Source organism: Tabrizicola flagellatus, assembly GCF_046295235.1.
GTDB classification, from domain to species: Bacteria; Pseudomonadota; Alphaproteobacteria; order Rhodobacterales; family Rhodobacteraceae; genus Tabrizicola; species Tabrizicola flagellata_A.
Genome location: NZ_JBKBLV010000018.1, coordinates 21,068 through 47,604 on the forward strand (window position 1 = coordinate 21,068; position 26,537 = coordinate 47,604).

29 protein-coding genes, 1 tRNA gene and 1 riboswitch are annotated in these 26,537 nt (G+C 69.9%); of the genes, 12 read left to right on the plus strand and 18 right to left on the minus strand.

Annotated features, from left to right (window positions below; translation table 11 throughout):
- Window positions 1-58 precede the first annotated feature (58 nt).
- Genes ACK4IU_RS09715 through ACK4IU_RS09725 form a run of 3 tightly spaced genes read right to left on the minus strand, consistent with a single transcriptional unit; the run spans window position 59 to window position 2,131 of the window.
- Window positions 59-841 carry a metal ABC transporter permease gene (locus ACK4IU_RS09715; protein ID WP_409734342.1) on the minus strand — a complete coding sequence of 261 codons (783 nt, stop codon included), beginning with the start codon at window positions 839-841 and terminating at the stop codon, window positions 59-61.
- A complete protein-coding gene (locus ACK4IU_RS09720) occupies window positions 834-1,625 on the minus strand; it encodes a metal ABC transporter ATP-binding protein (RefSeq protein WP_409734345.1) in 792 nt (263 codons plus the stop codon). The genes ACK4IU_RS09715 and ACK4IU_RS09720 overlap by 8 nt, the downstream gene beginning before the upstream one ends.
- Window positions 1,622-2,131: a Fur family transcriptional regulator gene (locus ACK4IU_RS09725; RefSeq protein ID WP_409734348.1), complete on the minus strand. Its 510-nt coding sequence runs from the start codon at window positions 2,129-2,131 to the stop codon at window positions 1,622-1,624. The genes ACK4IU_RS09720 and ACK4IU_RS09725 overlap by 4 nt, the downstream gene beginning before the upstream one ends.
- Before the next feature lie 74 nt (window positions 2,132-2,205).
- On the opposite strand from ACK4IU_RS09725, the gene ACK4IU_RS09730 reads away from it, so the two are divergent.
- Complete coding sequence (locus ACK4IU_RS09730) at window positions 2,206-3,105, plus strand: zinc ABC transporter substrate-binding protein (protein ID WP_409734350.1); 900 nt, start codon at window positions 2,206-2,208, stop codon at window positions 3,103-3,105.
- A gap of 229 nt (window positions 3,106-3,334) precedes the next feature.
- Here ACK4IU_RS09730 and ACK4IU_RS09735 read toward each other — a convergent pair whose 3' ends face one another.
- From ACK4IU_RS09735 to ACK4IU_RS09775, 9 genes are all read right to left on the minus strand, one after another.
- Window positions 3,335-4,777 carry a cobyric acid synthase gene (locus ACK4IU_RS09735; RefSeq protein WP_409734352.1) on the minus strand — a complete coding sequence of 481 codons (1,443 nt, stop codon included), beginning with the start codon at window positions 4,775-4,777 and terminating at the stop codon, window positions 3,335-3,337.
- A complete protein-coding gene (locus ACK4IU_RS09740; RefSeq protein WP_409734355.1) occupies window positions 4,774-5,829 on the minus strand; it encodes a FecCD family ABC transporter permease in 1,056 nt (351 codons plus the stop codon). The genes ACK4IU_RS09735 and ACK4IU_RS09740 overlap by 4 nt, the downstream gene beginning before the upstream one ends.
- Before the next feature lie 136 nt (window positions 5,830-5,965).
- Window positions 5,966-6,892 (minus strand): ABC transporter substrate-binding protein, encoded by a 927-nt coding sequence (locus ACK4IU_RS09745; protein WP_409734357.1) that lies wholly within the window; start codon window positions 6,890-6,892, stop codon window positions 5,966-5,968.
- The gene (locus ACK4IU_RS09750) at window positions 6,893-7,657 is read right to left on the minus strand and encodes an ABC transporter ATP-binding protein (protein WP_409734359.1); all 765 of its coding nucleotides are present in this window, start codon (window positions 7,655-7,657) and stop codon (window positions 6,893-6,895) included.
- On the minus strand, window positions 7,654-8,097 hold the full coding sequence (locus ACK4IU_RS09755; RefSeq protein WP_409734361.1) for a DUF1636 family protein: 444 nt from the start codon (window positions 8,095-8,097) through the stop codon (window positions 7,654-7,656). Before ACK4IU_RS09755 ends, ACK4IU_RS09750 begins: the two co-directional genes overlap by 4 nt.
- A 30-nt stretch (window positions 8,098-8,127) precedes the next feature.
- A riboswitch (cobalamin riboswitch) is annotated at window positions 8,128-8,343 on the minus strand.
- Window positions 8,344-8,471: 128 nt separating this feature from the next.
- A tRNA-Met gene (locus ACK4IU_RS09760) sits at window positions 8,472-8,548 on the minus strand.
- Between the two features lie 110 nt (window positions 8,549-8,658).
- Complete coding sequence (locus tag ACK4IU_RS09765; RefSeq protein ID WP_409734363.1) at window positions 8,659-10,659, minus strand: hydantoinase/oxoprolinase N-terminal domain-containing protein; 2,001 nt, start codon at window positions 10,657-10,659, stop codon at window positions 8,659-8,661.
- Window positions 10,660-10,732: 73 nt separating this feature from the next.
- The gene (gene rpoN, locus ACK4IU_RS09770; protein ID WP_409734365.1) at window positions 10,733-11,980 is read right to left on the minus strand and encodes an RNA polymerase factor sigma-54; all 1,248 of its coding nucleotides are present in this window, start codon (window positions 11,978-11,980) and stop codon (window positions 10,733-10,735) included.
- 136 nt (window positions 11,981-12,116) lie between these two features.
- Window positions 12,117-13,784: a DNA polymerase Y family protein gene (locus tag ACK4IU_RS09775; RefSeq protein ID WP_409734367.1), complete on the minus strand. Its 1,668-nt coding sequence runs from the start codon at window positions 13,782-13,784 to the stop codon at window positions 12,117-12,119.
- 183 nt (window positions 13,785-13,967) lie between these two features.
- Here ACK4IU_RS09775 and ACK4IU_RS09780 point away from each other — a divergent pair, with 183 nt between their 5' ends.
- Window positions 13,968-14,411, plus strand: a complete 444-nt coding sequence (locus tag ACK4IU_RS09780; RefSeq protein ID WP_409734370.1) for a c-type cytochrome — start codon at window positions 13,968-13,970, stop codon at window positions 14,409-14,411.
- Between the two features lie 51 nt (window positions 14,412-14,462).
- Here ACK4IU_RS09780 and ACK4IU_RS09785 read toward each other — a convergent pair whose 3' ends face one another.
- Both ACK4IU_RS09785 and ACK4IU_RS09790 read right to left on the minus strand, forming a co-directional pair.
- Complete coding sequence (locus ACK4IU_RS09785; protein WP_409734372.1) at window positions 14,463-14,741, minus strand: I78 family peptidase inhibitor; 279 nt, start codon at window positions 14,739-14,741, stop codon at window positions 14,463-14,465.
- 13 nt (window positions 14,742-14,754) lie between these two features.
- Window positions 14,755-15,033 carry an I78 family peptidase inhibitor gene (locus ACK4IU_RS09790; RefSeq protein WP_149588730.1) on the minus strand — a complete coding sequence of 93 codons (279 nt, stop codon included), beginning with the start codon at window positions 15,031-15,033 and terminating at the stop codon, window positions 14,755-14,757.
- Window positions 15,034-15,105: 72 nt separating this feature from the next.
- Between ACK4IU_RS09790 and ACK4IU_RS09795 the strand changes: the two genes are divergently transcribed.
- The 5 genes from ACK4IU_RS09795 (at window position 15,106) to ACK4IU_RS09815 (ending at window position 19,125) form a co-directional block, all read left to right on the plus strand.
- Window positions 15,106-16,236: an S-(hydroxymethyl)glutathione dehydrogenase/class III alcohol dehydrogenase gene (locus ACK4IU_RS09795; protein ID WP_409734375.1), complete on the plus strand. Its 1,131-nt coding sequence runs from the start codon at window positions 15,106-15,108 to the stop codon at window positions 16,234-16,236.
- A 120-nt stretch (window positions 16,237-16,356) separates the two neighbouring features.
- Window positions 16,357-16,680 (plus strand): hypothetical protein, encoded by a 324-nt coding sequence (locus ACK4IU_RS09800; protein WP_409734377.1) that lies wholly within the window; start codon window positions 16,357-16,359, stop codon window positions 16,678-16,680.
- Between the two features lie 61 nt (window positions 16,681-16,741).
- Window positions 16,742-17,725, plus strand: a complete 984-nt coding sequence (locus ACK4IU_RS09805; protein WP_409734379.1) for a hypothetical protein — start codon at window positions 16,742-16,744, stop codon at window positions 17,723-17,725.
- Between the two features lie 166 nt (window positions 17,726-17,891).
- Window positions 17,892-18,650, plus strand: coding sequence for a hypothetical protein (locus tag ACK4IU_RS09810; RefSeq protein WP_409734381.1), 759 nt, complete (start codon window positions 17,892-17,894; stop codon window positions 18,648-18,650).
- Window positions 18,651-18,654: 4 nt separating this feature from the next.
- Entirely contained in the window at window positions 18,655-19,125 is a 471-nt protein-coding gene (locus ACK4IU_RS09815) for an aminoacyl-tRNA deacylase (protein WP_409734384.1), read from the plus strand.
- 18 nt (window positions 19,126-19,143) lie between these two features.
- On the opposite strand, the gene ACK4IU_RS09820 is transcribed toward ACK4IU_RS09815, so the two are convergent.
- Window positions 19,144-20,130, minus strand: coding sequence for an acyltransferase family protein (locus tag ACK4IU_RS09820; RefSeq protein ID WP_409734387.1), 987 nt, complete (start codon window positions 20,128-20,130; stop codon window positions 19,144-19,146).
- 120 nt (window positions 20,131-20,250) lie between these two features.
- Here ACK4IU_RS09820 and ACK4IU_RS09825 point away from each other — a divergent pair, with 120 nt between their 5' ends.
- Window positions 20,251-20,994: an NYN domain-containing protein gene (locus ACK4IU_RS09825; RefSeq protein WP_409734390.1), complete on the plus strand. Its 744-nt coding sequence runs from the start codon at window positions 20,251-20,253 to the stop codon at window positions 20,992-20,994.
- A 107-nt stretch (window positions 20,995-21,101) separates the two neighbouring features.
- On the opposite strand, the gene ACK4IU_RS09830 is transcribed toward ACK4IU_RS09825, so the two are convergent.
- Window positions 21,102-21,968, minus strand: coding sequence for a LysR family transcriptional regulator (locus ACK4IU_RS09830; RefSeq protein ID WP_409734393.1), 867 nt, complete (start codon window positions 21,966-21,968; stop codon window positions 21,102-21,104).
- Between the two features lie 94 nt (window positions 21,969-22,062).
- Between ACK4IU_RS09830 and ACK4IU_RS09835 the strand changes: the two genes are divergently transcribed.
- Complete coding sequence (locus ACK4IU_RS09835) at window positions 22,063-22,272, plus strand: hypothetical protein (RefSeq protein WP_409734396.1); 210 nt, start codon at window positions 22,063-22,065, stop codon at window positions 22,270-22,272.
- A gap of 85 nt (window positions 22,273-22,357) precedes the next feature.
- On the opposite strand, the gene ACK4IU_RS09840 is transcribed toward ACK4IU_RS09835, so the two are convergent.
- The gene (locus ACK4IU_RS09840; RefSeq protein ID WP_409734399.1) at window positions 22,358-22,840 is read right to left on the minus strand and encodes a RidA family protein; all 483 of its coding nucleotides are present in this window, start codon (window positions 22,838-22,840) and stop codon (window positions 22,358-22,360) included.
- Between the two features lie 239 nt (window positions 22,841-23,079).
- On the opposite strand from ACK4IU_RS09840, the gene ACK4IU_RS09845 reads away from it, so the two are divergent.
- Window positions 23,080-24,117, plus strand: a complete 1,038-nt coding sequence (locus ACK4IU_RS09845; protein ID WP_409734401.1) for an LLM class flavin-dependent oxidoreductase — start codon at window positions 23,080-23,082, stop codon at window positions 24,115-24,117.
- Between the two features lie 17 nt (window positions 24,118-24,134).
- On the opposite strand, the gene ACK4IU_RS09850 is transcribed toward ACK4IU_RS09845, so the two are convergent.
- Window positions 24,135-25,049: a rhodanese-related sulfurtransferase gene (locus ACK4IU_RS09850; protein WP_409734403.1), complete on the minus strand. Its 915-nt coding sequence runs from the start codon at window positions 25,047-25,049 to the stop codon at window positions 24,135-24,137.
- 99 nt (window positions 25,050-25,148) lie between these two features.
- On the opposite strand from ACK4IU_RS09850, the gene pncA reads away from it, so the two are divergent.
- Window positions 25,149-25,754, plus strand: coding sequence for a bifunctional nicotinamidase/pyrazinamidase (gene pncA / locus ACK4IU_RS09855; protein WP_409734404.1), 606 nt, complete (start codon window positions 25,149-25,151; stop codon window positions 25,752-25,754).
- Between the two features lie 26 nt (window positions 25,755-25,780).
- Window positions 25,781-26,506 (plus strand): DUF6782 family putative metallopeptidase, encoded by a 726-nt coding sequence (locus ACK4IU_RS09860; protein ID WP_409734408.1) that lies wholly within the window; start codon window positions 25,781-25,783, stop codon window positions 26,504-26,506.
- Window positions 26,507-26,537: the final 31 nt, after the last annotated feature.

Consider the following 26,537-nt stretch of genomic DNA (forward strand, 5'->3'; position numbering starts at 1 on the left):
TGCACAATGCCGTCCTAGCGGCAAAATTTGGCAAGCTTCGGGCAGGAAATAAAAAAATTTACGCCTGTCGCCGCGCCGAGGCCAGCGCGAACAGTCCTGCGGCGACGACGATGATCGAGGGGCCGGTGGGTGTGTCCTGCCAGAGCGAGAGTCCGAGCCCGCCAAGCCCGGAAAGCGCCCCGATCAGGATCGCAAGACCCGCCATGGCCTCGGGTGTGCGGGCGAAGCTGCGGGCGGTGGCGGCGGGGATGATGAGCATGGCGGCGATCAGCAGCGCCCCGACGATCTTCAGCGCCACGGCGACGACAAGGGCCAGGGCCACGACCAGCACCAGCCGCTCGCGGTCGGGGTCGAGACCGGCGGCATGGGCAAGGTCCTCGGACAGGGTTGCCGTCAGAAGCCGCTGCCAGCGCCAGGCCAGAAGCGCGAGGACGGCCAGCGACCCCGCCCAGACCAGCGCCAGCTCGGACCGCGACACGGCGAGGATATCGCCGAAGAGGTAGGACGACAGGTCGGTGCGGACGGTGGGGAAGAAGCTGACCGCCACCAGACCGAAGGCCAGCGCGGAATGGGCGAGCACCCCGAGCGTCGTGTCCATCGCCCAGCCCCGCGCCGACAGGCCCGCGACGGTGACGGCCATCGCCAAGGCCACCGTCAGCGTGCCAAGGCCGATCGGCAGGTCGGTCGCCAGCGCCAGTGCGACCCCCAGGACGGCGGCATGGGCGGTTGCATCGCCGAAATAGGCCATGCGCCGCCAGACGACGAAGGACCCGAGCGGGCCGGTCGCAAGCGAGAGACCCACGGCGGCGAGACCGGCGCGGACAAGGAAATCGTCAAGCATGGTCGTGCGCGTGGTCCTTTGCGTGGTCGTGCCCGTGGTGGTGGTCGTGCGGGTGGTGGTGGTGCGGGTGTGCGGCGTCGTGGTCGTGGTCGTGTTCGTGGCGATACAGCGCCAGCGCCCCTTGCGTGCCCAGACCGAACAGCGCCCGGTATTCCGGCGCGGTGGAGACCACGCGCGGCGTGCCTTCGCAGCAGATGTGGCCGTTGAGGCAGATCACCCGGTCGCTTGCGGCCATCACGACATGCAGGTCGTGGCTCACCATCAGGACCGCTGCGCCGGTGTCGCGCCGGACCTCCTCGATCAGGCGATAGAAGGCCGCCTCGCCCGGCTGGTCGAGGCCCGAGGTCGGCTCGTCCAGCATCAGGATCTGCGGCTTGCCCAGCAGCGCGCGGGCCAGAAGCACGCGCTGCTGCTGCCCGCCGGAGAGGGTGGTCATCTGCTCGTTCTCCTGCCCCGCCATGCCGACCCGGGCCAGCGCCTCGGCGGCGGCCGCGTCCGACACCCGGACCGGCAGCGACAGGAAGCGGCGCACGGTGATCGGCAGGGTGCGGTCGATCGCCAGCCGCTGGGGGACATAGCCGATGCGCAGTCCGGCCTCGCGCAGGATGCGGCCTTCGGTGACCGGCACGATCCCCAGAAGCGCGCGCAGAAGCGTGGACTTGCCCGAGCCGTTCGGGCCGAGGATCGTCACGATCTCGCCCGGTGCGACGGAAAGGGTGATGTCGTGCAGGACTTCCTCGGCCCCGAACCGGACGCAGATGTGATCGGCGGACAGGAGGCTCATGCCTGCACCTGGCAGGCAGGGCAGAGGCCGAGCGCCTCGATCGTGGTGCGTTCGACGTGGAAGCCGGCCCGGGCGGCCTCGGTCTCGACCGCGGCGCGGGCGGCGGTGGCGGCGGCTTCGGCGACGCTGTGGCAGCCGCGGCAGATCAGGAAGGCCGGGGCGTGATCCTCGCCCATGTGGGCGCAGGCGGTGAAGGCGTTCAGGCGCTGGATGCGGTGGGCAAGCCCCTGATCCACCAGGAATTCCAGCGCGCGATAGGCGACGGGGGGCTGGTTGCCGAAGCCTTCCTGCGCCAGGCGCGACAGCACGTCATAGGCGCCAAGGGCCTTGTGCTCCTCGAGCAGGATTTCCAGCACGCGGCGGCGGACGGGCGTCATCCGCGCGCCGGTTGCGGCGGTCAGCGCCTCGGCCCGGTTGAGCGCGTCATGGGCGCAATGGGCATGGTCATGCGCGGCGAAGGCCAGGTCGGGCGCGGCGCAGCCGGGGCAGTCGTGGGGGTCGGGCATGATGGACACCGCCGGGGGTTGACTTGTTATGATATTACATACATAGATCGGCGCGCAAACGAAAGGCCCGACCGATGCGTTATATCATTACTCTTCTTGCCAGTGCCACCCCCGCCCTTGCCGAGGTGCCGCAGGTGGTGACCGACATTCCGCCGGTGCATGCGCTGGTGGCGCAGGTGATGGGCGACCTCGGGGCGCCGGAGCGGCTCTTGGCGCGGGGCGCGGACGAGCATGATTTCCAGCTGCGCCCCAGCCAGGCGCGGTCGGTGGCGGGGGCGGATCTGGTGGTCTGGATCGGGCCGGAGCTGACGCCCTGGCTGGACAGCGCGCTGTCGGTGCGGCCCGAGGGAGCGGCGGCGCTGGCGCTGCTGGATGCCGAGGGCACGCAGCGCCGGTCCTATGGAGAGCCGGCGGGGGGTGACGACCACGGGCATGACCATGGCCACGACCACGGGGCCGAGGACCCGCATGCCTGGCTCGACCCTGACAACGCGCGGGTCTGGCTGGGCCTGATCGCGGCGGAGCTTGGCCGGCTGGACCCGGAACACGCGACGATCTACGCGGCGAATGCGGCCGAGGCCGAGGCGGGGATCGCGGAGCTGGACGCCCGGCTTAAGGCCGAACTTGCGCCGGTGCAGGGCAAGCCCCTGGTCACCGCCCACGACGCCTTCGGCTATTTCGCCGATCAATACGGGCTGACGCTGGCCGGCAGCATCGCGCAGGGCGATGCCTCGGCGCCCGGGGCCGCGCGGCTGGAGGAGCTGCGGCGAGAGCTGGAGGCGGGGGGCGTGGTCTGCCTCTTTCCCGAGGTGCAGCACGACCCGAAACAGGCCGAACAGCTGGCCGAGGGGACCGGGGTGAGGATCGGCGGGGCGCTGGACCCGGTGGGCTCGTCGCTGGAGCCGGGGCCAGGGGCCTATGCGGCGCTGCTGCAGGGGCTGGCCGGGACGATCGCGGACTGCGCGGGGCGGTGATGTCCACGCCGGACGGGGCGGGCTGAGCGAACAGGATCAAGGGCTTGGGCGTGGGCATTTGCCGGCGGTCAACCTTGTCCGCCGCCCCCCACCCCCGGCCCCTCCCCACGCTGGGGGAGGGGAGGCGCCCGAGGCGGACGAAGGGGCGCCTGGTCGAGGGTGGCGCTTGCCCAGCCGGCGGATGCCTCCGGCGGGAGTATTTGGGAAAAGGGCAAGGGCCTTTGCGGGGTCAGTCGGCGGCCAGCGCCAGCAGGCGGTCGCAGTCGATGTGGCGGGCGAGATGGTCGGCCAGCGCGTCGAGCGTCTCCTCGGCCGTCCGGTCGTAGCTTTGGGTGCCCGGCGTCGCACCGAGGCTGGCGAGGAAGGCGCGGCGGAAGGCGTCCTCGGTGAACATGCCGTGCAAGTAGCTGCCCATCACGCGGCCGTCCGCGCGGATGGCGCCTTCGGGCTGGCCGCCCACGGTGAACAGGGGGCGGGCGCGGTCGGGGCCGTCGGTGCGGCCGAGGTGGATCTCGTAGCCCCGGACGCGGGTGTTCGAGGCGGGGTGCAGGGCCTCGGTCTCGGTGACGCGCTTGTCGGGGGTCATGGTGGTGGCAAGGTCGAGGAGGCCGAGGCCGGGGACGGACCCCGGTTTGCCCTCGATGCCCTCGGGGTCGGCGATTTCGCGCCCCAGCATCTGGTAGCCGCCGCAGAGGCCGAGGACGCGCGCGCCACGGCGCAGGGCGGCGGCGAGGTCGATGTCCCAGCCTTGCGCGCGGAAATGGGCGAGGTCGGCGATGGTGGCCTTCGATCCGGGCAGGATGATGAGGTCGGCCTCGACCGGCAGGGGCTGGCCGGGCTTGATGATCCGCAGCGTGACGCCCGGTTCCTGGGCCAATGGATCGAGGTCGTCGAAATTGGCGATGCGGTTCAGGTGCGGGACGGCGATCAGGAACTCTCCGCTTCCTCTCGTGCCTCCAAGGTCGGCCGCGTCCTCGGCGGGGAGCTTGTGGGCATCGGGGAACCACGGGACGGTGCCGAGGCCCGGCCAACCGGTGCGCGCCTCGATCAGGCGGTAGCCGTCGTCGAACAGGCGGGGATCGCCGCGGAACTTGTTGATGAGGAAGCCGCGGATCATCGCGGCATCGGCGGGGTCGAGGACCGCTTGCGTGCCCACGATTTGCGCGATGACGCCGCCGCGGTCGATGTCGCCGGCCAGGATCACCGGGGTCCCCGAGGCGATGGCGAAGCCCATGTTGGCGATGTCGCCCGCGCGCAGGTTCACCTCGGCCGGGCTGCCGGCGCCCTCGACGATGACGAGGTCTGCTTCGAGCTGGAGGCGGCGGAAGCTGTCGAGGACCGGGGCCATCAACTGCGGCTTCAGCGCGGCGTAGTCGCGGGCCTTCACGGTGGTCAGGCGGCGGCCCTGCACGATGACCTGCGCGCCGGTCTCCGATTCGGGCTTCAGCAGCACGGGATTCATGTCCACATGGGGGCGGACCCCGCAGGCGCGGGCCTGGAGCGCCTGGGCGCGGCCGATCTCGCCCCCTTCGGCCACGGCGGCGTTGTTCGACATGTTCTGCGGCTTGAACGGGCGGACGGTCAGGCCCTGGCGGCTGAAGTGGCGGCAGAGGCCCGCGACGAGCAGCGACTTGCCGACGTTCGACCCGGCGCCCTGGATCATGATCCTCATGGCCGTCGCGCCATGAGCCAGAGGAAGAACACCCCGCCGACCAGGCCGGTGACGACGCCGATCGGCATGTCCTCGGGCGCCATCACCACGCGGGCGACGGTGTCGGCGGCGACGAGGAAGACGGCCCCGGCCAGTGCCGAAAGGGGCAGGACGCGGGCGTTGTCGCCTCCGGTGGCGAAGCGGACGAGGTGGGGCATCATCAGGCCGACAAAGCCGATCAGGCCCGAGAAGGCCACCATGACGCCGGTGATGAGGGCGCCGGCGACAAAGACGGTGAGGCGGAAGCGGGCGACGGGGATGCCGAGCGAGGCGGCGGTCTCGTCGCCCAAGGACATGGCGTTGAGCGCGCCGCTCTGGCTCCAGAGCCAGAGGCCGGCGGGGAGGAGGACGGCGAGGGGATAGACGAGGTGCGACCACTGGGCGAGGCCGAGGCCGCCGAGCATCCAGAAGACGACGGTGTGGGTGGCCTTGGGATCGCCGAGGAAGATCAGGACATTCGCGCCGGCCATGATGATGAAGCTGACCGCGACGCCGGCGAGGACGAGGCGGTCGGCCGAGGTGGCCCCGGTCACCCGGGCGACGGCGAGGACAAGGAGCGTGGCGGCCAAGGCGCCGCCGAAGGCCATCAGGGGCACGGTCAGCAGGCCGAGGAAGAGGCCGGTGTGAAGGAGGGCGGCGATGGCTCCGAACGCCCCGCCCGAGGAGATGCCGAGCAGGTGGGGGTCGGCCAGCGGGTTTCTTGTCACCGACTGGAGGGCAGCGCCGGTGATCCCGAGTCCCGCGCCGACCAGCGCGGCGAGCAGCGCGCGGGGGAAGCGGATGTCCCAGACGATGGCCTCGCGCCCCGGAGTCCAGTCGGGGGTGACGAGGCCCGGCGTCAGGTGGTGCGCAAGGATGGCCCAGACGGTGGAGAGGGGGACGGGGACGGCGCCGACCGAGACGGCGAGGAGGATGGTCAGGAGGAGGACGGCGCCGCCACCCAGCGCAACACCGGCCCGGCGCGTGAGGCGCAGGGTCGGTGAGGCGGGGGTGGCGAGCGGGGTTTCGGTCATTTGGACCAGAAGGATCTGACGGTCGCCCCTGGGGCGCGGAGTTTTCGAAAACTCCGCATCGGAGCATTCAAAGGCTCCGGTCCGATTTCTTGGAAGAAATCGGCGCTGGGCCGGTTCTGGCGCGCAAAGGGTTGCATCACTCCCCCCAGAAGCCCGCCACCAGTTTTGCCACCGCGCGGATGTTGCGCGGGCCGGGCGTGGCCTCGACGTATTCCAGGACCACATAGCGGTCGTTCTTCACCGCGTCCACGCTGGCGAAGGCGGGGTTGCCTTCCAGGAAGGCGATCTTCTGGTCCGCCGTCACGTCGCCGTAGTTGACGATCACGATGACCTCGGGGTTGCGCTCCACCACCGGCTCCCAGGCCACGGTGGCCCAGCTTTTCTCAAGGTCGTCCATGATGTTCACGCCCCCCGCCGCCTCGATCAGGGCGGTCGGGATCGCGTAGGCCCCGGCGGTGAAGGGGCTTTCCTCGCCCGAGTCGTAGACGAAGACCCGCAGGGGTTTCGTGCGGTCCACCCCCGCCGTCACCTCGGCCAGCCGGGCCTGCCAGCCCGCGACCAGCGCCTGTGCCCGGTCCTCGACCCCGAAGATGCGCCCGAGGTTCAGGATGTCGCCGTACATATCCTGCATCGAGGACCGGGCCTTGGGGCCGATGTGGATGCAGCTTTCGGTGAGCTCGTAGGTCCTGATCCCCAGGGGCTCCAGCGTTTCGGGCGTGACCTCACCGCCGACCTTCATCCCGTAGTTCCAGCCGGCGAAGAAGAAGTCCGGCTCGGCCCCCGCCAGCACCTCGCGCGTGGGGTATTGCGCGGACAGTTCGGGCAGTTCGGCGATGCCTTCGCGCAGTTCGGCATCGAGCGTCTTCCAGCCCGAGACGCCGGTATAGCCCACCATCCGGTCGCGCAGGCCCAGGGCCAGCATCATCTCGACCAGGTTCACGTCATTGGCGATGGCGCGGCTGGGGGCGGCGTCGAAGGTGACCTCGCGGTTGCAGCTTTGCACCGTGACCGGGAAGGCGAGGGCCGGGGTGGAGAGGAGGAGGAAGGCGAGGAAGGCTTTCATTCAGGCGTCCAGTCGGAAGGAGAAACGGGGGGTGCCGCCCGAGCGGTCGATCCGGGGATGGACCCGGAAGGCGCGGGCGATGGTGGTTTCGGTCAGCGCCGCATCGGGCGGGCCGTCGGCGATGATGCGGCCCTGGTCGAGGATCAGGACCCGGTCGGCAAAGTCGGCAGCGAGGGTCAGGTCGTGCAGCGTGCAGACCACGGCAAGGCCGAGGCCGCGGAGCAGGCGGAGAAGCTCAAGCTGGTGGCGGATGTCGAGGTGGTTGGTCGGCTCGTCCAGCACCAGGATGCGGGGTTCCTGGGCAAGGGCCCGGGCGACCATGACGCGCTGACGCTCGCCGCCCGAGAGGGTGCCAAAGCGGCGGTCGGAAAGATGCGCAAGGTCCATGCGGACCATGGCAGCATCGGTGATGGCCTTGTCGCGCGCGCCCGGCCCCATGCCCTGCCGGTGCGGCAGCCGACCAAGCGCGACGATATCGCGGGTGGTGAGCGCGAAGTCGGTGGGCTGTTCCTGCAACACAGCGGCGACCACCTGGGCGGCCGCGCGCGCCGGCGTCAGCCATAGGTCGCGGCCCTCGACCAGCACCGTCCCCGACAGGGGCGCCTGGTGGCGGTAGAGAAGGCGGAGGAGCGAGGACTTCCCCGCCCCGTTCGCCCCGCAGATCGCCAGCACCTCGCCCTCGGCCAGGCGGAACGAGATGTCGTGCAGGATCACCGGCGCGCGCTTCGGCCCCCAGGTGACATTGCGCAGTTCGAGGACGGTCATTGCAGGGCGCCCTCGCGCGTCACGATGATCGCGGCGGGGATGCGGGCAAGCGTGGTGTCGCAGAGGCGCTGCGGCAGGTCACGCCCGTTCAGCCAGCCTTCCTCCAGCGCCGCATAGGTCCGGGCGAACTCCACCAGCTCGTCGAGCGGCTGGTCGGGGTCGATGTCGCCGAACAGCCAGGTCGCCTTGCCGGTGGCGCGGTAGCCGACGACGCAAGGCGCGCCGTGATCCGGCACGCAACCCGCAAGGCAGGCGGTGCCCGAGACCTCGAACGTCTCGCCAAGGTCAGCCATGGCAATGGCGGCGCGCAGCTTCTTCAGAAGGTCGAAGCCCGGCTTGCAGGCCTCGCCCTTGTGCTTGCAGGCCTTGCAGACAAGGATCTGGTGCGGCGCGGATTGCGCCACGGAATAGGGTCGGGCCTTGGGCCGCGGGTCGTCCATCGAACACTCCTTCCGGGGCACCCCGCCCGGCGGTCATTGGGTTTCGATGGCAGGTCTCCTGACTTCGCGGGTCTCGGCTCTCCCCCGCCTTCCCGGCTGATCGCCAGTGGCTTCGGGGGGTCGCTCACCGCTTACAGTTGCGGGGGCAGTCGGGGACTTGGCGGCTGATGCCTACACCTCACCCCGTTCCCTTTTCACCCGGCGGCGCTTTGCGCCGTGCCGGGAACCATCGCCCTTCTTCTGCGCCCGATCGGACCCTGGCGCAAGACGGAAAGCGACACCCGGATCGCAGCTTGCGGCAGCGGCGCGTAAACCGTCCTGTAAACCGGCTCGCGCGCCAGCGTGCTCGGCACAGATAACCCATTGAAAGGAAATGGTGGCGAGGGAGGGACTCGAACCCTCGACCTTGCGATTATGAGTCGCACGCTCTAACCAGCTGAGCTACCTAGCCACGGCTCGGCGGATTAAGGGGGGCGGAGGCAGAGGTCAAGGGTGAATCGCCCGCGTCGCCGCGCCAGCCAAAATTCTTCGCCGAAGAATTTCGGGCCCCCGGTCGCCGCCTCAGCGCGCGACGCGCGGGCGGCCCGAGGCGGTGGCGGTGACACGGGCCTCGATGAACATCTGCCGGCCCTCGATCTCTACCTCCTTCACCTCGCGCTCCACGCCCACGCGCAGATCGACGGCGCCGGCGGCCTTGGCGCGGGCCGAAGCCTCGGCGACCAGCGCGGCCTCCAGCGCGGAAAGCGCGGCCTCGGCGCTGGCAAAGGTCTGCAAGCCCTCGGCCAGATGCGCCACGAACCGCCCCTCGGCCGGCGAGGTGACGATGCCGGTCGCGCGCTGGCTGACCTGGCCGGCCACCGCGCCAATTGCATTGGCCACCCCGGCATGGTCGGGCAGGATCATCGGGCAGTTCAGCCGTTCGCCCACCGCGCCATAGTAGGACGGGGCCGAGGCGCCAAGGCCGATCACCGGCACGCCGAGCCTGAGGGAAACCTCGACCACGCCGCGATGCTGGCCGAGGCCCGCCGTGGTCAGGCTGTGGCGGGCAAGGGCCTGCGGGTCTTCGCCCGCGAAGGCCGCATCCTCGCCGAAGGCGGCCTCCAGAAGGCAGTCCACCGTCTGCCGGGTCAGCTGGTCCACCACGGCCTGCGCAAAGGCCTCCGGCCCGGGGGCGAACCGCTCGCCCGCCCCGGTCCGCCGCCTGGCGATCAGCCGAAGCGCCTTTTCCGCCGCTGCCCCGTCCCAGGTGTCGAGCCGCCCCAGCACATGCGCCGCATCCGAAGGCGTGACGCCCGAGATCATCACGAGGCCCCGCGCCACCAGCCGTTCCAGCGCCGCCACCTCCAGCCGTGAGGTCAGGGCATGGGCCATCGGCATCGGGCCCTTGATCCGGTCCAGCACCGCCAGGTCGCGGGCGTTCAGCCCCCCGCGCTGGCCGGTCATGGGGACGACGAAACGTCCGTCCATCTCGCCCACCGCCTCGGACGAAAGCCAGCGGTCCAGCGCGGCATGGACCATCGGCCCATGCTCGACGGCCAGGAGCGAGACCGGCATCAGCCGCCGCGGGCCGAGGCGCAGGCCGCCCTTCAGCCCCTCGGTCACCAGATGCACCTCGCTGTCGCCACCAAGGCCTGTGGTGCGCATCGCCACCGCCTCGACCATGGTGCGAAAGCCGCCGACGCGGGCGCCCTGGGGGTCGATCTCGGGCAGCCCGTCGCGGAGGAGCGCGACATCGGTCGTCGTGCCGCCGATGTCGCTGACCAGCGCATCCTGCGCCCCGGTCAGCCAGCGCGCGCCGACGATCGAGGCGGCGGGGCCGGACAGGATCGTCTCGATCGGGCGTTCGCGCACCATTGCTGCGGAAATCAGCGCCCCGTCGCCGCGGACGACCATCAGGGGGGCGTCGATCCCGATGGCGGCGAGGTGCCGCTCGCAGGCCGCCACCAGCCGGTCGATCATGCCGATCAGCCGGGCGTTCAGCACGGCCGTCAGCGCGCGCTTCGGGCCGTTCAGGTTGGCGGACAGTTCGTGCGAACAGGTCACCGGCCGGCCCGTGACGCGGCGGATCAGGTCGCGGGCGGCCACCTCATGCGCGGGGTTGCGGGTGGCGAACTGGGCGGCGACGGCAAAGCCCGAGACCTCGTCGCCTAGCTCCCGCACCATCAGTTCGAGAAGCGACAGGTCCAGGGCCGCGACCTCGGTCCCGGCATGGGTATGTCCGCCGGGCAGGCGCACCACGGGATCGCCCTTCAGCGCCTCGGTCAACCCGGCGCGGGTCAGGTCGGCGTCGTCGAAGCCGATGAAGACCAGCGCCACCCGCGCGCCCTGGCCTTCGACCAGCGCGTTGGTGGCCAGCGTGGTGGACAGCGAGACCAGCGCCACATCGGCGGGCCGGACCCCGGCGGCGGCGATCGCGGCATTGACCGCCTGGCCGATGCCTATGGCCAGATCCTGCCGCGAGGTCAGCGCCTTGGCCTTGCCGAGGACGACATTCGCCGCCTCGTCGAGGATCACCGCATCGGTATAGGTGCCCCCGGTATCGACACCCAGAAAATAGGCCATTGCCGCCCCTGAACCTGCCCCGTTCCCTGCCAGCTAGACGAGCTTGCCGCCGCTGTCAGCCCCGGAAACGACATCAGGCCCGCCGCCGGCGCCGATGGGCGGGGGGCAGGTTCAGCATCGCCCGGTATTTCGCCACCGTGCGCCGGGCGATGGGCGCGCCGCCCTCGGCCAGCGCCTCGGCCAGCGCCTCGTCGGAGAGGGGATGGTCGGGGTCCTCGGCGGCCACCAGCCGGGCAAGCCGGTCCCGCAGCGCCCCGGCGGAGGGCCCGCCCTCCTGCGGGGCGCGGGTGAAGAGGCTGCGCAGCCACCAGGTGCCGCGCGGCGTATCGACTGCGGTGCCGGCCACGACCCGGCTGACGGTGCTTTCGTGCAGGCCAAGCGCGGCGCCGACCTCGGCCATGGTCATCGGTTGCAGCGCGCCGAGGCCCGCCTCCAGCGCGGCGGTCTGGCGGGTCAGGATCTCTTGCCCGACGGACAGCAGAGTGGCGTTCCGCCCCTCGATCATCTTGATCAGTGCGCGCGCCTCGGCCCGGCCCTTGCCCCGACCCTCGGCGACCGAGACCGAGGGCAGGGCGGATCGGTTCAGCGACACGATCCAGCCCGAGGCGCCCTTCTCGGCGATCAGGTCGGGTTCACGCACCGGGGCGGCGTAGGGCTCGAATCCCGCGCCGGGCTTCGGATCATAGCTGCGCAGCCGCCCAAAGGCCGCGCGAAGTTCGGCCGAATCCAGCCCCGCCTCCCGGGCGATGCGGTCGATCTCGCCCCTGGCCAGGAGGTCCAGCCGGTCAAGGAGCGACACCATCGCCCGGTCCAGTTCGCCCGCCTCCTCGGCCTGAAGCCGCAGGCAGTCAGCCAGGTTGCGGGCGAACAGCCCGGTCGGCTCGGCCTGCCTTTGCAGGCGGGTCAGCACGCCATCGACCGCAGCGACGCCGACACCCAGTTCTGCGGCGACGGCGGCCGGCGGGCGGCCGAGCCAGCCCGAGGGTTCCAGCGCCTCGGCGAGCGCCATGGCGATGCGGGTCTCGGCCGGGTCCAGGCGCAGGGCCTCGATCACCGACAGGACATGGCCGACGAGGCTTGGCCCCGCGGCCGCCTGTTCGGGGCGCTCCGCATCCGCGGCGAAGGCGGTGCGCCAGCGCGGGATCCATTCCTGCACCTGGGGGCGGGTGAGGATGATCTGCGGGTTCTCGGCCGCCTGTTCCTCGAGATAGCGGGACAGGCCCGCGGCATCGGCGCGCAGGATGCGGATCGAGGCCGCAAGCCCGGTGGTCAGCGCCATGCGCTGGGTCTGCTGGACCGAAATGCGGGAACTGGACTTCAATCGGCTCCTCCGGCCCCATGGTTCCCATGGATGCCGTCATGTCGCAAGTCTTTATCCAGAAACGATTTCCTGCGGAAATCGTAACAGTGGCCGCATGGCGTGGGTCCGTGGGTCCTGCGAATTCCGGTCTCGGCGGTCAGGAGAAAACCCCCTCGCAGTACCATCTGTCGGTCACCGCCCCGCCTCGGCCGTAGAACAGCCAGAGCCTTTCGCCCCCCTCGGTCTCTACCCGCCAGTAGTCGCGGGCGCCGCCGCGCCAGTCGGGATCCTCCAGCCACCATTCCGGTTGCAGCCGTTCCGGCCCCGCAGCCATGCGCAGGGCAAAATCGCGCCGGCGCCAGCGGAAACGGGCGGGCGGGTCGGGGGTTTCGGGCGCCTCGACCGGCTCGGGGCGGAACATGACCAGCGGGCGGGGGGCGGCGGGGGCGGGCCAGGGGCCGTCATGCGGCTGGCTCCAGGCGGCCATCAGCACCCTGGCGGACTTGGCGGGGACGTGGCTGTCGGCCGGGTGCAGGCGCAGCACGGCTTCGATCCCCAGCCGGGCGCCCAGGCGGCCGATCAGATCCTCCAGCGCCTGCCCCGGCGCGGGGGAGGCCCCCGCCAGCGCCTGTTCCGTCACGGCGATCTGCCCGCGATGCTGGACGGGGCTGACCGCCTCGGTCGCCAGCGCCTCGAGCCGCAGGCAGTCGATCCCGAAGCCCGCGTCCAGCTGGTCGAGCTTGAGGTGCAACAGCGGCCGGATCCGGTCGGGGCTGTCGGTCGCCCGCGCCAGCCCGACCTCGACCGAGGCCACGCCGCCATCGGCGCGGAAGCCCTGGAACAGAACGCGCCGCACTCCGCGACCCCGGGCGCGCAGCTTGTCGCAGAAGGGCGGCAGCAGGCGGTCGAGCGCCGCCTCGACATCGGATCGCAGGCCGATCGGATCGGGCAGGGTCAGCCGCACGGCGAAATGCATCGGCGGGCGGGCGGGGCTGACAGGTTCGGGCTCCATCCCCAGGGCCTGGTCCAGCCGGCGCAGCGTGTCGGCGCCGAAGCGGCGGGCAAGCGCGGCGCGGGGGATTCCCGCGATCTCGCCCACACGGCGCAGGCCGAGGCGGGTCAGCCGGTCCACCACGTCGCCGGGCAGGCGCAGCGCGGCCAGGGGCAGGTCGGCCAGCGCCTCATACAGCCGGCCGGGCGGGGCGATCACCGCCGTCTCGGCCCCGCGCGCGGCCACCACGCGCGGCGGGCCGCCGCCCCGTTCCCACCCCCGGCGTTTCGCGGCGCGGGACCGGGTCGCCCGCGCCTCCTGCTCGATGGCATCGCCCGAGCGCAGCGGCGCCACCCGCGCCCCGCCATACCGCGCCAGCGCCCAGGCCGCGCCGAGCGTGTCGGCGATCGCGGCGCGCACCGTCAGGCCGAGGTCCGCGCAGTCCTCGGCCACCCGGGCCAGCACCCCCTCTTCTCCGCCATGCAGATGCGACGCCCCCGTCAGGTCGATCATCAGCCCCGCCGGCGGCTCTTCGGCCACCCAGGGCGACAGGCGCCCGGCCCAGCGGCGCAGGGAAAGCAGGAACTGCGCCTCGGCCGGGGGATCGGCGGCGACGGTCAGCAGCGCCGGGCAGATCGCCGTGGCATCGCGCAAGGGCTGGCCGGCAGAGAGGCCCGCCGCCTCGGCCTCGGCCGAGAGCGAGACCAGCACCTGCGCGCCGTTGCGGTCCCCCACCACGGCCAGCGGCACCGGCACCGCATCCTGGCGCCGCCGCATGACCCGCTCGGCGGCCAGCCGCGGAAACCACAGCGACAGGATGCGGCGCCCGGCCATCCCCCGACCTTTCCGTTCCGACTCGTTTGTTCGCTTTATGTTCTCATGATGCCGCCGGGCCGCGAGCATGTCGAGTCCCCGCACAGCCGCAGATGACAAGTGCGTGAGAGCACAGAGCCGCAACTACCGCGTCACAAAGTCGCGTCTATACTGCTTCCGGAAAGCCAACGAGGGAGCCAGTTCATGAAGTTCGTGAAAGCCGTGATGATCGGCGCAATCCTGACCGCAGGGGCCGCCTTTGCCGAGGGAGACCGTACCGACCCGAACGCCATTGCGCGCTCGGACCTGATGAAGATCGTCGGCAAGAACACCGGCATCCTCGGCGGCATGGCCAAGGGCGAAGCCGCCTATGACGCTGCCGCCGCCGAAGGCGCCAAGGCTGCGCTGATCGAGGCTGCGGCCAGGATCGAGGAAACCTTCAAGGACCAGGGCGGTGCCGACCCGGCCTCGGAAGCCAAACCGGAGATCTGGGCGAACTGGGAGGATTTCCTGACCAAGGCCAAGGCGCTTGGCGATGCGGCGGGGGCGATGGATGTCGCCTCGGCCGAGTCGATCGGCGCCGGAATGGGCGCGCTGGGCGGGGCCTGCAAGGACTGCCACACCACCTATCGCGTGATGAAACAGTAACCGCTGCGCCACCGCGAGACAGAGGGCCCCGGTCAGCCGACCGGGGCCTTCTCATCCGCACCAGACCCGGACGATGCGCCCGCGTGCGTCGAGGTCGAGGTTCAGCCGCTGCGGGCTGTAGTCCTCGGTGACCGGCATGCCCGGCTCGATCACCCGGCTGCCCATGGGCAGGGTCATCGCCGCCAGGACCGATCGGTTCCGACCGACCAGATCCTGCATCCCCGAGGCGCCGCAGGCGTCCGGCCCGGACGGCGGCGGGGGTGTCGGCACGGGCGGCTCTGCGGCCACGCAGGCCGCCAGCAGGCCCGCCGCCAGCAGGCCCGCACCCATATGTGCCCGGCGGTCAGCCACAGACGACCCGCTCGATCACGTCGCGCCGGTCCAGCCAGAAGTTCAGCCGGTCGGCGCGATAGTCCATCGTCACCGCCATGCCGTGCTGGATCACCCGCACCTCCTGGCTGAACCGCATCCCGTCCAGCAGGACGCCGGGCTTGCCGACCAGATACTGGAACTGGCTCGCGCCGCAGGCATCAGGGCCGGGATCGACCGGGGCGGGCAGCGGCTCGACACAGGCCGACAGAAGCGGCGCGGCAAGGGTTAGGGCGACAATCGCATGTCTCATGGTCGTTTCCTGAATTGCGTTCTGCGACAGTCTGGCACACCTTGGCCCGGACCTTAAGGGAGGGAATACCAGATGCGCACCCGTGCCGCCGTCGCCGTCGCCGCCGGAAAACCCTTGCAGATCATGGAGGTGAACCTCGACGACCCCAGGGAAGGCGAGGTTCTGGTCGAGATCAAGGCCACCGGCATCTGCCACACCGACGAATTCACCCTGTCGGGCGCCGACCCCGAAGGCATCTTCCCCGCGATCCTCGGCCACGAAGGCGCGGGCGTGGTGGTGAAATGCGGTCCCGGCGTCAAGACGCTGAAGCCGGGCGACCATGTCATCCCGCTCTACACCCCGGAATGCCGGGAATGCCCCTCCTGCCTGAGCCGCAAGACCAACCTCTGCACCGCGATCCGCGACACGCAAGGAAAAGGGCTGATGCCGGACGGGACGACGCGGTTCTCGATGCTCGACGGCACGCCGATCTACCACTACATGGGCTGCTCGACCTTCGCCAACCACACGGTCCTTCCCGAGATCGCGCTGGCCAAGGTGCGCGAGGACGCGCCCTTCGACAAGATCTGCTACATCGGCTGCGGCGTGACCACCGGGGTCGGCGCGGTGCTGAACACCGCCAATGTCGAGGCCGGGGCGACGGCGGCAGTGTTCGGACTGGGCGGAATCGGGCTGAACGTGATCCAGGGGCTGAAGCTGGCCGGAGCCGACAAGATCATCGGCATCGACATCAACGACGACAAGGAGGAATGGGGCCGCCGCTTCGGCATGACCCATTTCGTCAACCCGACGAAGATCGAGGGCGACATCGTCCCGCATATCGTCAACATGACGAAGACGCCCTTCGACAAGATCGGCGGGGTGGACTACAGCTTCGACTGCACCGGCAATGTCAAGGTTATGCGGGCGGCGCTGGAATGCACCCATCGCGGCTGGGGCCAGTCGATCGTGATCGGCGTGGCGCCCGCCGGGGCGACCATCGAGACGCGCCCCTTCCAGCTGGTCACCGGCCGCGTCTGGAAAGGCACCGCCTTCGGCGGCGCGCGGGGTCGGACGGATGTGCCGAAGATCGTGGACTGGTACATGGACGGCAAGATCCAGATAGACCCGATGATCACCCACATCCTGACGCTGGACGAGATCAACAAGGGCTTCGACCTGATGCACGAGGGCAAGTCGATCCGCTCGGTGGTGGTGTTCTGATCCACCGCGGCGCGGGCAGGGATATGAATACCTGACTTGGTGCGCGGCCCGACTGGCGCCATCCTCCGCTTCGGCCGGTGATTTTTCGGCCGGTCCTTCCTGAAGGTATTGGAGCAAACCATGTCAGAGATGCCCCGGGGCCATGTTTCGGCCCTTCTGCCCGCGGTTCTGGTCGCCTCGGGCCTTTCCCTTGCCGCATCCGATCCCGCACTGGCTGTGGGATCGGCCGTCTTGCCCGCCACCGGAGAGCTGCCTGCCGTCATGCAGGCGCTGCCGCAGGGCTTTGCGATCCCTGACCGGCTGGCCGCCTATGAACGCGAGCAGGCCGAAGAGACCCAGGTCGCCATGCGCTTTCTGGACTGGCTCTTCGGGGACGAGCCGGTGAACCGTTGCGGCACCACCTCGGGCTGCCGCTCGGGCTGGGACGACAGCGACTGCTTCTAGGCCGACCTGCCGGGGCACGCGGGCCGCGTGCCCCGGTGCATTCGCCGAAAGGATTTTCCCGATGACCAGACCACCGCGCCTTGCGGTCGTGACCGTGGCCGACGACCTTCATGCCCATGTCCTGCGCAAGGTGCTGCGCGACCGCCACGCCCGCGACCTTGCCATCGTCCATTCCGATCGCCTGGCTGCCACCGGCCTGGTGAACTGGTCCGCCGATGCCGCGCGCCCGGCCACGCTGCCCGATTGCGACGGCCCCCCGGTGGATCTGGAGGCGCTGGACCTGATCTGGTGGCGCCGCCCCTCGGGCAAGGGCTGGAACCCGAACTCGGGCTTCCTGGCCAGCGTCACCGACGAGGCCGCCCGCGACCTCATATACAACGACTGCGTGGCCGCGCTGAATGGGCTGGTGCAGACCGATTTTCGCGGCGCCTGGGTCAACCATCCCGAAGCCACCCGCCGGGCCGAGATGAAATTCGTCCAGCTGCGCGCCGCGCATCAGGCCGGGCTGAAGGTACCGCGCACGCTGATCAGCCAGAATCCGCAGGAAATCCGCGCCTTCTGCGCGGGGGGGCGGATGATCGTGAAGGCCATCGCCGGAACCGTGAAGACGCCCCTGATGGCCCAGCCGGTCACGCCTGCGCTTCTGGCCAACGACGCCGCGCTCAGCCTGTCGCCCGCGATCTGGCAGGAACATATCGACGGCACCCGGCACCTGCGTGTCCATGTCTTCGGCGACCGGATCGTCGCGGCGCAACTCGATTGCCCGGAACTCGACTGGCGCGTTCACCTGGAAAAGACCGCCGTCATCCCGGTCGGGCTTGACCCCGGCCTGACCGCGGCCTTGCGCCGGGTCATGGCGGCGCTTGACCTTCGGATGGGAATCTTCGACCTCAAGATCGACCCCGAGGGCCAGGTCTGGTGGCTGGAGGTCAACCCCCAGGGTCAGTTCCTGTTCATCGAGGGCATGTCCGGCCTGCCGCTGGCCGAACCATTCGCCGCCTTCCTGCTGGACGAGGCCGACCGCCCCGCGGCCCGCGCCGCCTGACTTGCGTCCGGCTCGGGCTGGGCTAACCTCACACCATGCACCGCCTGAGCCCTTCTGCCGCGACCATGCCCCCTGACCGGGCCGCGCCGGCGCGCATCAGCCCTGTCCAGTCGCACCGCTTTCAAGTAAGTGAGCGACCTGCGGTCGAACCGCAGGGGGGCGGTTGATGCCTGACCGACTGAAGGTGGTTGCAGCACCCGGACCGGGTCCGTGGAAGCTCCGGCAGGTGCGGGTGCTGGGCTGGCTGGCCGCGTTCTGGCTGGTCTCGGACCTCGGCTACTATTTCGGTCTGCCCGCGCTGGGCATCGGCAACGACTACAACGCGAACCCGATGCCGGTCGCGGCCTTCTACCTGTTCTGGGCCGGACTGGCCGCGATCGTGTTCTGGCCGCTCTACAGCCGCTGGAATGCCGACGGGCGCTGGCCGACCTTGCAGAACCGGGTGCTGGCGGCGACGATCTGGACCGGCACCTTCGCCCTGGCAATGGCTTTCCTGCTCTGGGGCCTGCCCGCGCTGCCCCAGGCCAGCTGGCCCGCCGATCTGGGCGAACCGCCGGACCTTCTGGTTGCCACGCCGGCCTACTTCCTGCCCAAGACGGTCGAGATCCTGTTCCAGCAGCTTCTGGTGCTGGCGATGATCGTCAGCCTGTCGCTGGACGGGCTGCCGATGCGGACCCTCACGCTGTTCTCGGCGCTGCTCTTCGGCGGCATGCATGTCCTGTTGGCCTTTTCGGGCATACCGCCGCGCGCGGTGATCGTTTTCCTGCTGGGCGCCACGCTGTTCGGCGCCCTGCTGCCCCGGATGATCCTGCGGGCCCGCTTCGGCCTTGCGGCCGCCTTCGCGCTGCACTGGGCCTTCTACGCCGTCGCACTGACCCAGGCCCGGATCTTCGGGCCGCATGTCGCAAGCTCGGTAATGGGATAGGTCCATGTCCGCCACCCCCGCCCTCCGCGCGCTGGCCGCCCTTGGCGTCGAGGTCACGCTGCATCCCTACGCCTACGACCCGAAGGCCGAGGCGACGGGGCTGCAAGCCGCCGAGGCGCTGGGGATCGACCCGGCCGTGATGCTGAAGACGCTTATGGTCGAGGTGGACGGGCGCCCGGCCTGCTGCGTGATCCCGGCCGACCGCCAGCTTTCGATGAAGCGCGTCGCCGCCGCCTTCGGCGGCAAGTCGGCCGCGATGATGCCAGTGCCCAAGGCAGAGAGGCTGACCGGCTATCACGTCGGCGGCATCTCGCCCTTCGGCCAGAAGCGCGCGGTGCCCACTGCCTTCGAGGCCATAGCCTGCATGGCGCCCCGCGTCTGGATCAACGCCGGTCAGCGCGGGTTGCTGCTGTCGCTGCCACCCGAGGCGGCGCTTGCGGCGCTGGGCGCCCGGGCCTGCCCGCTGATCGCCTGAGCGCATCCGGCCGTACAGCTAGCGCCCCTTCGCCCAGACACGATAGGGACGCTCCACCCATAGCGCCGCCGCGATCGACACGGCCGTTGCCAGCACGCCAAGCGCCAGCATGGGCACGAGCGAGCCGTAAGGGGCCACCCCGGCCATGCGCAAGAGCGTCCCGGCGACCGAAAAGACCAGGAGGTGCAGGAGGTAAAGCAGATAGGATGCTTCACCCCAGACCAGGGTCCAGCCCGGCATCCGCCAGCCGCCGGCTGCCAGCCCGTAGACCAGTGCCGCCGAGGGCAGCCCCGCCACCCATTCCCTTCCCCAGGCAAGGGGCAGGAGGCCCGTCACCACCGCCGCCAACCCCAGCGCGCCTGACAGCACCGCCAGCCCCGCCCCCCGCCGCCAGCCGGCCGCAAGGGCCAGTGCGATCAGCCCGCCAAACAGAAACTCGACGACCCCGGAATAGAGGATCAGCCCCAGCCAGCCGGGCAGCGGCACTTGCGCAAGCTTCAGCCCCTGCGTCACCAGCGCCCAGCCGATCAGCGCCAGCATCGCCCCTCGCGCGCCGAATCGGAAGAAGCTGGCGGCGAAGACCAGGTAGAACAGCCCCTCTACCGTCAGCGTCCAGGCCACCGCCATCACCTGATCCGGCAGCGGCAGCAGAAGGACCGAGACCACCAGGCTCCACCCGTCCGGCCAGGCCGACCAGTCGCCGCGAAGGATCGCCAGCCCCGCCATTGCCATCAGGGTCAGCCCCAGCACGGCCCAGTAGGGCGGCATGATCCGCCAGAACCTCTGCCGCAGGAACCAGGCCGCGCCCCGGTCCTGCCGGCCCATGGCCGCGTGGAAGATGACAAAGCCCGAAAGGACGAAGAACGCGTCCACCCCGGCCTCGCCACCATGGAACCAGCGCAGGAGCCCCGGATCCTGCCCCTCGGCCACCGCAGCGGCCTGAAGGTGGAACAGCACGACCAGTGTCGCGGCCACCCCGCGCAACATCTGCAATCCACCGATCATCCGTCCGTCCTGGCCTTCCGCAGGCGATTTCGCCCGCCGATGGACCCAAGTCAACGGTGCGATTACGCTTTCCTTGCGGCGCCGGCTCGGCCACAAAGGGGCAGACGAGAGGAGCCCCCTTTGCCCGCAGACCCCCGCGCCCTTCGCCTGGCCGTCCTGATCGACGCCGACAACATCCCCGCCCGCCATATCGAGGCGGTGCTGGACGAACTCGCCGCCTATGGCGAACCCTCGGTGCGCCGGGTCTATGGCGACTGGTCCTCGCAGGCGCTGGGCCAATGGAAGGAAAAGGCCCGCAACCTGGGCCTCGTCATGCATCAGCAGTCGGCCAACACGAAGGGCAAGAACGCCTCCGACATCGGGCTCGTGATCGACGCCATGGACATCCTGCATGCCGGCAAGGTCGATGGCTTCGTGCTGGTCTCCTCCGACAGCGACTTCACCCGCCTTGCCTCCCGCATCCGCGAGGACGGGCTGCAGGTGATCGGCGTGGGCGAGAAGAAGACGCCCGAATCGCTGCGCAATGTCTGCAACCGCTTCCTCTTCCTGGAAAACATCGCCAACCCGCCCGAACCCGCGCCCGAGGCGCCGGGGCCGGCGAAACCCGCGAAGGAACCGGCCAAGGCCGAGAAGGACCCGCCGTCCAAGGCCATCCCCCTGGTCCTTGCCGCGATGAAGAAGATCGGGATGGAGGAGGACAGCTATTCCCTCGGCGTGCTTGGCCAGGTGCTGACCCAGCTTTACCCCGATTTCGACAGCCGCAGCTACGGCTGCCAGAAACTCTCCGACCTCCTGAAACGCACCGGCCGCTTCGAGGTGCTGAAGGGCGAGGGTAACCACCTGATCGTCCGCGACAAGGCCTGATCCGGGCCCTGATCCGCGGCCTGATCCCGGCGCGCACCCTGTCGCCGGGGCGCTTCCCTCCCCCCCTCGTGGGGGAGGGAGAGGGTGGGGGGCCACCGGCCCGAGCCCTAGAAGATCGTCGCCAGCCAGCCCGCGAAGGCCTCTACCGCAGCCCGCCGCGGGCCTTTGGGCAGGACCAGCGCATAGGTCACGACCGGCAGTCCGGACAGCGGCAGCCGCACCAGCCGCCCGGCCTCCAGATCGGCGCGGCAGATGATCTTGGTCGCCGTGGCCGCGCCCAGCCCCTGCCGGCAGGCCGACATCTCCAGATGCGGGCTGCCGACCTCCACCCGCCGCAAACGGGCAGGGTCGAGGCCGGCGCCCGCCACCTCGGCCAGATCCAGATGCCGGTCCACTCCCATCACCCAGGGCATGTCCTGCGGATGCAGCCCGGTCGCGAGCAGCGAGGGCGCACAGACCGCGATCACCGGCGACCGGCAGAGCGGCCGGATCTCCTCTTCCGCCGTCTCTTCCCAGCCGTCCGACAGGGCGCGGATCGCCAGGTCAAAGCCCTCGCGGGCCAGGTCCAGCTTCTCGGGACTGGGCGACAGGGCGACCTCGACGCCGGGATGCGCGGCCCAGAACCCGGGCAGGCGCGGCATGATGTGGGTCTCGGCGATGAAGGTCGTGGTGGTGACCCGCACCACGCGCCGCGCCTCGTGCTCCCGCAGCGCGGCGATGCCCGCCTCCACCCGCCCGAACCCCTCGCCCAGCGCCCGTGCCAGCGCCGCCCCCGCCTCGGTCAGCGCCACCGTCCGCCCCGCCCGGCGCACGAGCTGCACGCCCAACTCGCCCTCCAGCGCCCGCACCGACTGGGTCACGGCGGCATGGGTCACGTTCAGCACCCGCCCGGCCTCGGCGAAACTGCCGGCCCGCGCGGTGGCGTCGAAGGCCCGCAGCATGGACAGGGACGGCAGGTCACGCCAGCGCAACATGTAATCTCAACTTTCGTCCCGTGGAAATTGCTGAGTCGGATACTCGCAGATTTCATGGCATATCCAAGACCTGATCCACCACGGAACGAAAGCCATGCACGGCGTCAACCTCGACCTTCTGCGCTGCACCCCCCACCACCCGGACGGCCGGCCGAAGGACCCCCATGCCCACCACCGCATCGCGCTGGCCGAAGGCCTGCACCAGTCCCGCCTCCACCGCTGGCGCTCCCTTCTCGGCCGCCTTGCAACCCTGTTCCACGCCCGCGCACCAAGGCCGCGGCCCTGCCTCGACCGCAGCCCCTGACTGCATTTGCCCTTTCGCAAATACTCCACGGGGGGCGCGGGGGGTGTGAAACCCCCCGTTCCGCCGGCCGCGCGAAGGCGCGACCCTACTCCACCTCGACCGTGACCCAGGTCTCGAAACAGACCCCGCCGGCCAGCGCCATGACCCCGATCGTGGCCCGCCCGCCAAGGCCCCGCTCCGGTCCGAAGACCTCGACGAACAGGTCCGACAAGCCGCTGGACACCTTGTGCACCTCCTCGAACTCCGGCGTGCAGACGACGAAGTTAAGGCTCCGCACGATCCCCTTCACCCGGTCGAGCGAGCCCACCGCCTGCCGGATCCCACCCAGCACGTTCAGCCCCGTCCGCCGCGCCGCCTTATAGCCCTCCTCGACCGTCAGCCCCGCACCGAGCCGGCCCTTGTGGGTGATCTCGCTGCCCGCCTGCGCCACATGGCCCGACAGGAACAGAAGGCTGCCGATCCGGTGAAAGGGCTTCATCGTGCCGTAGCCGGCGCCGTAATAGCCGTCTCGGTCGAAATCGGGGATATCGAGGCCCATCCGCAGGGCCAGCATTTCGGGCTGGGTCATCGCGCACTCCATGATTCGCGGGTCAAGGTTAACGCAAGCCTCGGGCGGGCGGCCCGCCCGACGCATGCCCGACGCATGCCAGACGGATGCCAGACGCGGGACATCGGCCCGATCTGCCGGATTAATCCCGCGTTCGCAGGGACTTGGCCCGTCCTGTGCGCCCTCCAACGCAGCCTCTCTCGAAACCCGCGTTCATTTCCGATCAAGCATTCCCTAGCTTCCCCGCAAAGGAGCCCGCCATGACCCCCATTTCCCTCGGCCTCGACACGTTCGGCGATGTGACCCTCGGCCCCGATGGCCAGCCGCAACCCATGGACCACGTCCTGCGCGAGGTCGTGGAGCAGGCGGTCCTCGCCGACGAGCTTGGCATCGATTTCATCGGGTTAGGCGAACATCACCGCCCCGATTTCGCGATCTCGGCCCCGGAAATCGTGCTGGCCGCCATCGCGGGCCGCACGCGGCGGATCAAGCTCGGCACCGCGGTCACGGTGCTGTCCACCGACGATCCGGTGCGGGTGTTCCAGCGGTTCTCCACCCTGCACGCCCTGTCGAACGGAAGGGCGGAACCGATCCTGGGGCGCGGCTCCTTCACCGAAAGTTATGCGCTCTTCGGGCTTGACCTGAGCGACTACGACCAGCTCTTCGAGGAACGCCTTGAAATCTTTGCCCGCCTGCTGCGCGAACCCCGCATCACCTGGTCCGGCCAGACCCGCAGCCCGCTGCAGGACGCCCTCGTCGTCCCGCCGCTTGGCCAGCCGATGACGGTCTGGGTCGGCGTGGGCGGCAGCCCGGAAAGCGTGGTGCGCGTGGTGCGGCAGGACCTGCAACTGGTGCTGGCCATCATCGGCGGCGATCCGGGCCGGTTCGCGCCCTACATCGACCTCTACCACCGCGCCTGTGCCCAGCTTGGCCGCCCCGTCCGGCCCATCGGCGCCCATTCCCCCGGCTTCATCGCCGCCACCGACGAACTGGCGCAGGAAAAGCTCTGGCCGCACTACGCCGAGATGTTTGGCCGCATCGGGCGCGAGCGTGGCTGGCCCCCTGTCACGAAGGACCGCTACCTGGCCGAGATCGCCCACGGCGCGCTCTTCGTCGGCAGCCCGGAAACCGTCGCCCGCAAGATCGCCCGCACCGTCCGCACCCTGGGCATCCAGCGCTTCGACATCAAGTATTCCAACGGCCCGATGCCGCATGCCGACCTGATGGACTGCATCCGGCTTTACGGCGAGAAGGTCGTGCCGATGGTGCAGGAGATGCTGGCCGAGAAAGCCGCGTGAGACTGGCGCAGGGTGCGCTACAGCGCACCACCGCCCCCCAGATGTTGTGTCCCGCGCTTGGCGGCAAGCAACATCTGGCGATGACGCTCCCGGAACCGTTCCCGGTCCGCGGACGTATACTCCCCGACGCAGGCGGGGCAGCAGACGCCGTCCTCGTAGTCCGGGTCCGCCTGGCCCTCTGCCGTCACCGGTCGCCGGCAGGCCCCGCAGATCTTCAGTCCCCCCGGCTGCAACCCGTGGCCGACCGACACCCGGTCGTCGAAGACGAAGCATTGCCCCTGCCACAGGCTTTCTGCCTCGCGCACCTCTTCCAGGTATTTCAGGATCCCGCCCTTCAGGTGATAGACCTGATTAAGCCCCTGGCCCAGAAGGTAATTCGTCGACTTCTCGCAGCGGATGCCGCCGGTGCAGAACATGGCGATCCGCTTGCCCGCGAACCTTTCGCGGTTGGCCTGCCACCAGGCGGGAAACTCGCCGAAGGCCTTCGTCCCCGGGTCCACCGCGCCCTGGAAGGTGCCGATCGCCACCTCGTAATCGTTGCGGGTGTCGATCACCACGGTATCAGGATCGCGGATCAGCGCGTTCCAGTCCCGCGGCGCCACATAGTGGCCGACCCGCGCCAGCGGGTCCACGTCCGGCTGGCCCATGGTGACGATCTCGCGCTTCAGCTTCACCTTCATCCGCCCGAAGGGCATGGTCTCGGCGAAGCTTTCCTTCCACTCCAGCCCCGCGCAGCCCGGCAGCGCCCGCACCGCCGCCAGCGCCGCGTCGATCCCCTGCCGCGTCCCGGCGATGGTGCCGTTGATCCCCTCGGGCGCGAGCAACAGCGACCCCCTGACCCCGTTCGCCGTGCAGACGTCCAGCAGCCCCGGCTTCAGCGCAGCAGGGTCAGGGAAACGGGTGAAATGATAGAGGGCCGCGACGGTCAGCATGGCCCCCCTTTGCGCCCATCCCCCCGGAATTTCAAGCGCTTCGCTTGACGCACCCCGGACCGGCCCTTACGCAGGGAAGATCACCACCCGGAGGCCGCCATGAGACCCGCAACCGACGCGCTGATCGTGATCGACGTGCAGAACGATTTCTGCCCCGGCGGTGCGCTGGCCGTGGCGGGGGGCGACGAGATCATCAGCCGGATCAACGGCTTGATGGACGATTTCCCGACCGTTGTCCTGACGCAGGACTGGCACCCGGCCGCCCATGCCTCCTTCGCCGCGAACCATCCGGGCGCGGCACCGTTCAGCATGACCCAGATGCCCTATGGCCCCCAGGTGCTCTGGCCCACGCATTGCGTGATCGGCACCGAAGGCGCGGCCTTCCACCCGGGTTTGCGCACTGACGCGGCGCAACTTATTGTCCGCAAAGGCTTTCGGGCCGAAATCGACAGCTATTCCGCCTTCTTCGAGAACGATCACACCACACCCACCGGGCTGGAAGGCTACCTGCGCAGCCGGGGGATAGAGGCGCTGACGCTCGTCGGGCTGGCCACCGACTACTGCGTTGCCTATTCGGCGCTGGACGCGGCGCGGTTGGGCTTCGCGGTCACGGTGCTGGAGGAGGCATGCCGGGCGATCGATCTGAACGGCTCCCTTGCCGAGGCGAGGGCCAGCATGCGGACCGCGGGAATCCGTCTGCTATGAGGGCCTGGGGCGCCCTGGGACTTGCTTTGCTCAGCCTTGCCGGTGGAACGGCTGCGACTGCGGCCGAAGCCTGTGCCGTCGCCCCCTATGCCGACGCTCCAGCGAACCTGTCCGCGCTGGTGCAACGCCTTGTCACGACGCTGGAACCAATCCCTTCGCTGTCGACAGCCTTGTTCGATCAGGCTCCGACAATCTGCCTGAGTGACGAATTGGTCGAAGAACAGGGATATTACGAGCCGAAGTCCGGCAAGATCGTGCTGAACAGCCTGCTGGAACAGGACTTTCAGCTGGCAATCCTGATCCATGAAGTCCGGCACCTCGAACAGTTCGGTCGCGGGTCCTGCCCTGCGATCTCTTACCGGATGAGCGACTACGTCGCCGCGCGGCTGGCGCTGGAGGCAGATGCCGCGGCGATCGGCGTCTATGTTGCCTGGACTCTCCGCCAGTCCGGCGATCCGGGCCCGTGGGAGATGCTGAAGACCTGGCACACCCATGACGACCTGGTCGCGCGCTTCGCGGAAGAAATCGATCTGGGTGGAGATGAGGTTGTCGCCACTTCGGCCACCTTCGCACAATGGTATGAGAGCGCCGACCGCCGCGAGATCTACACCTTCGCGATCTGCATGAACTACCTGGACGAGCTTGACCGCAATAAGGTGAACCAGGGAGCGGTGACCTTGCCCGAAGACTTCGCCGAAAGGCTGTGCGTGATGCCGGACAATCGGCCGTACACCTGCGCCGTGCGACCCTGACATGTCACCGGGGCGTGGTCCGGCTTGCCTT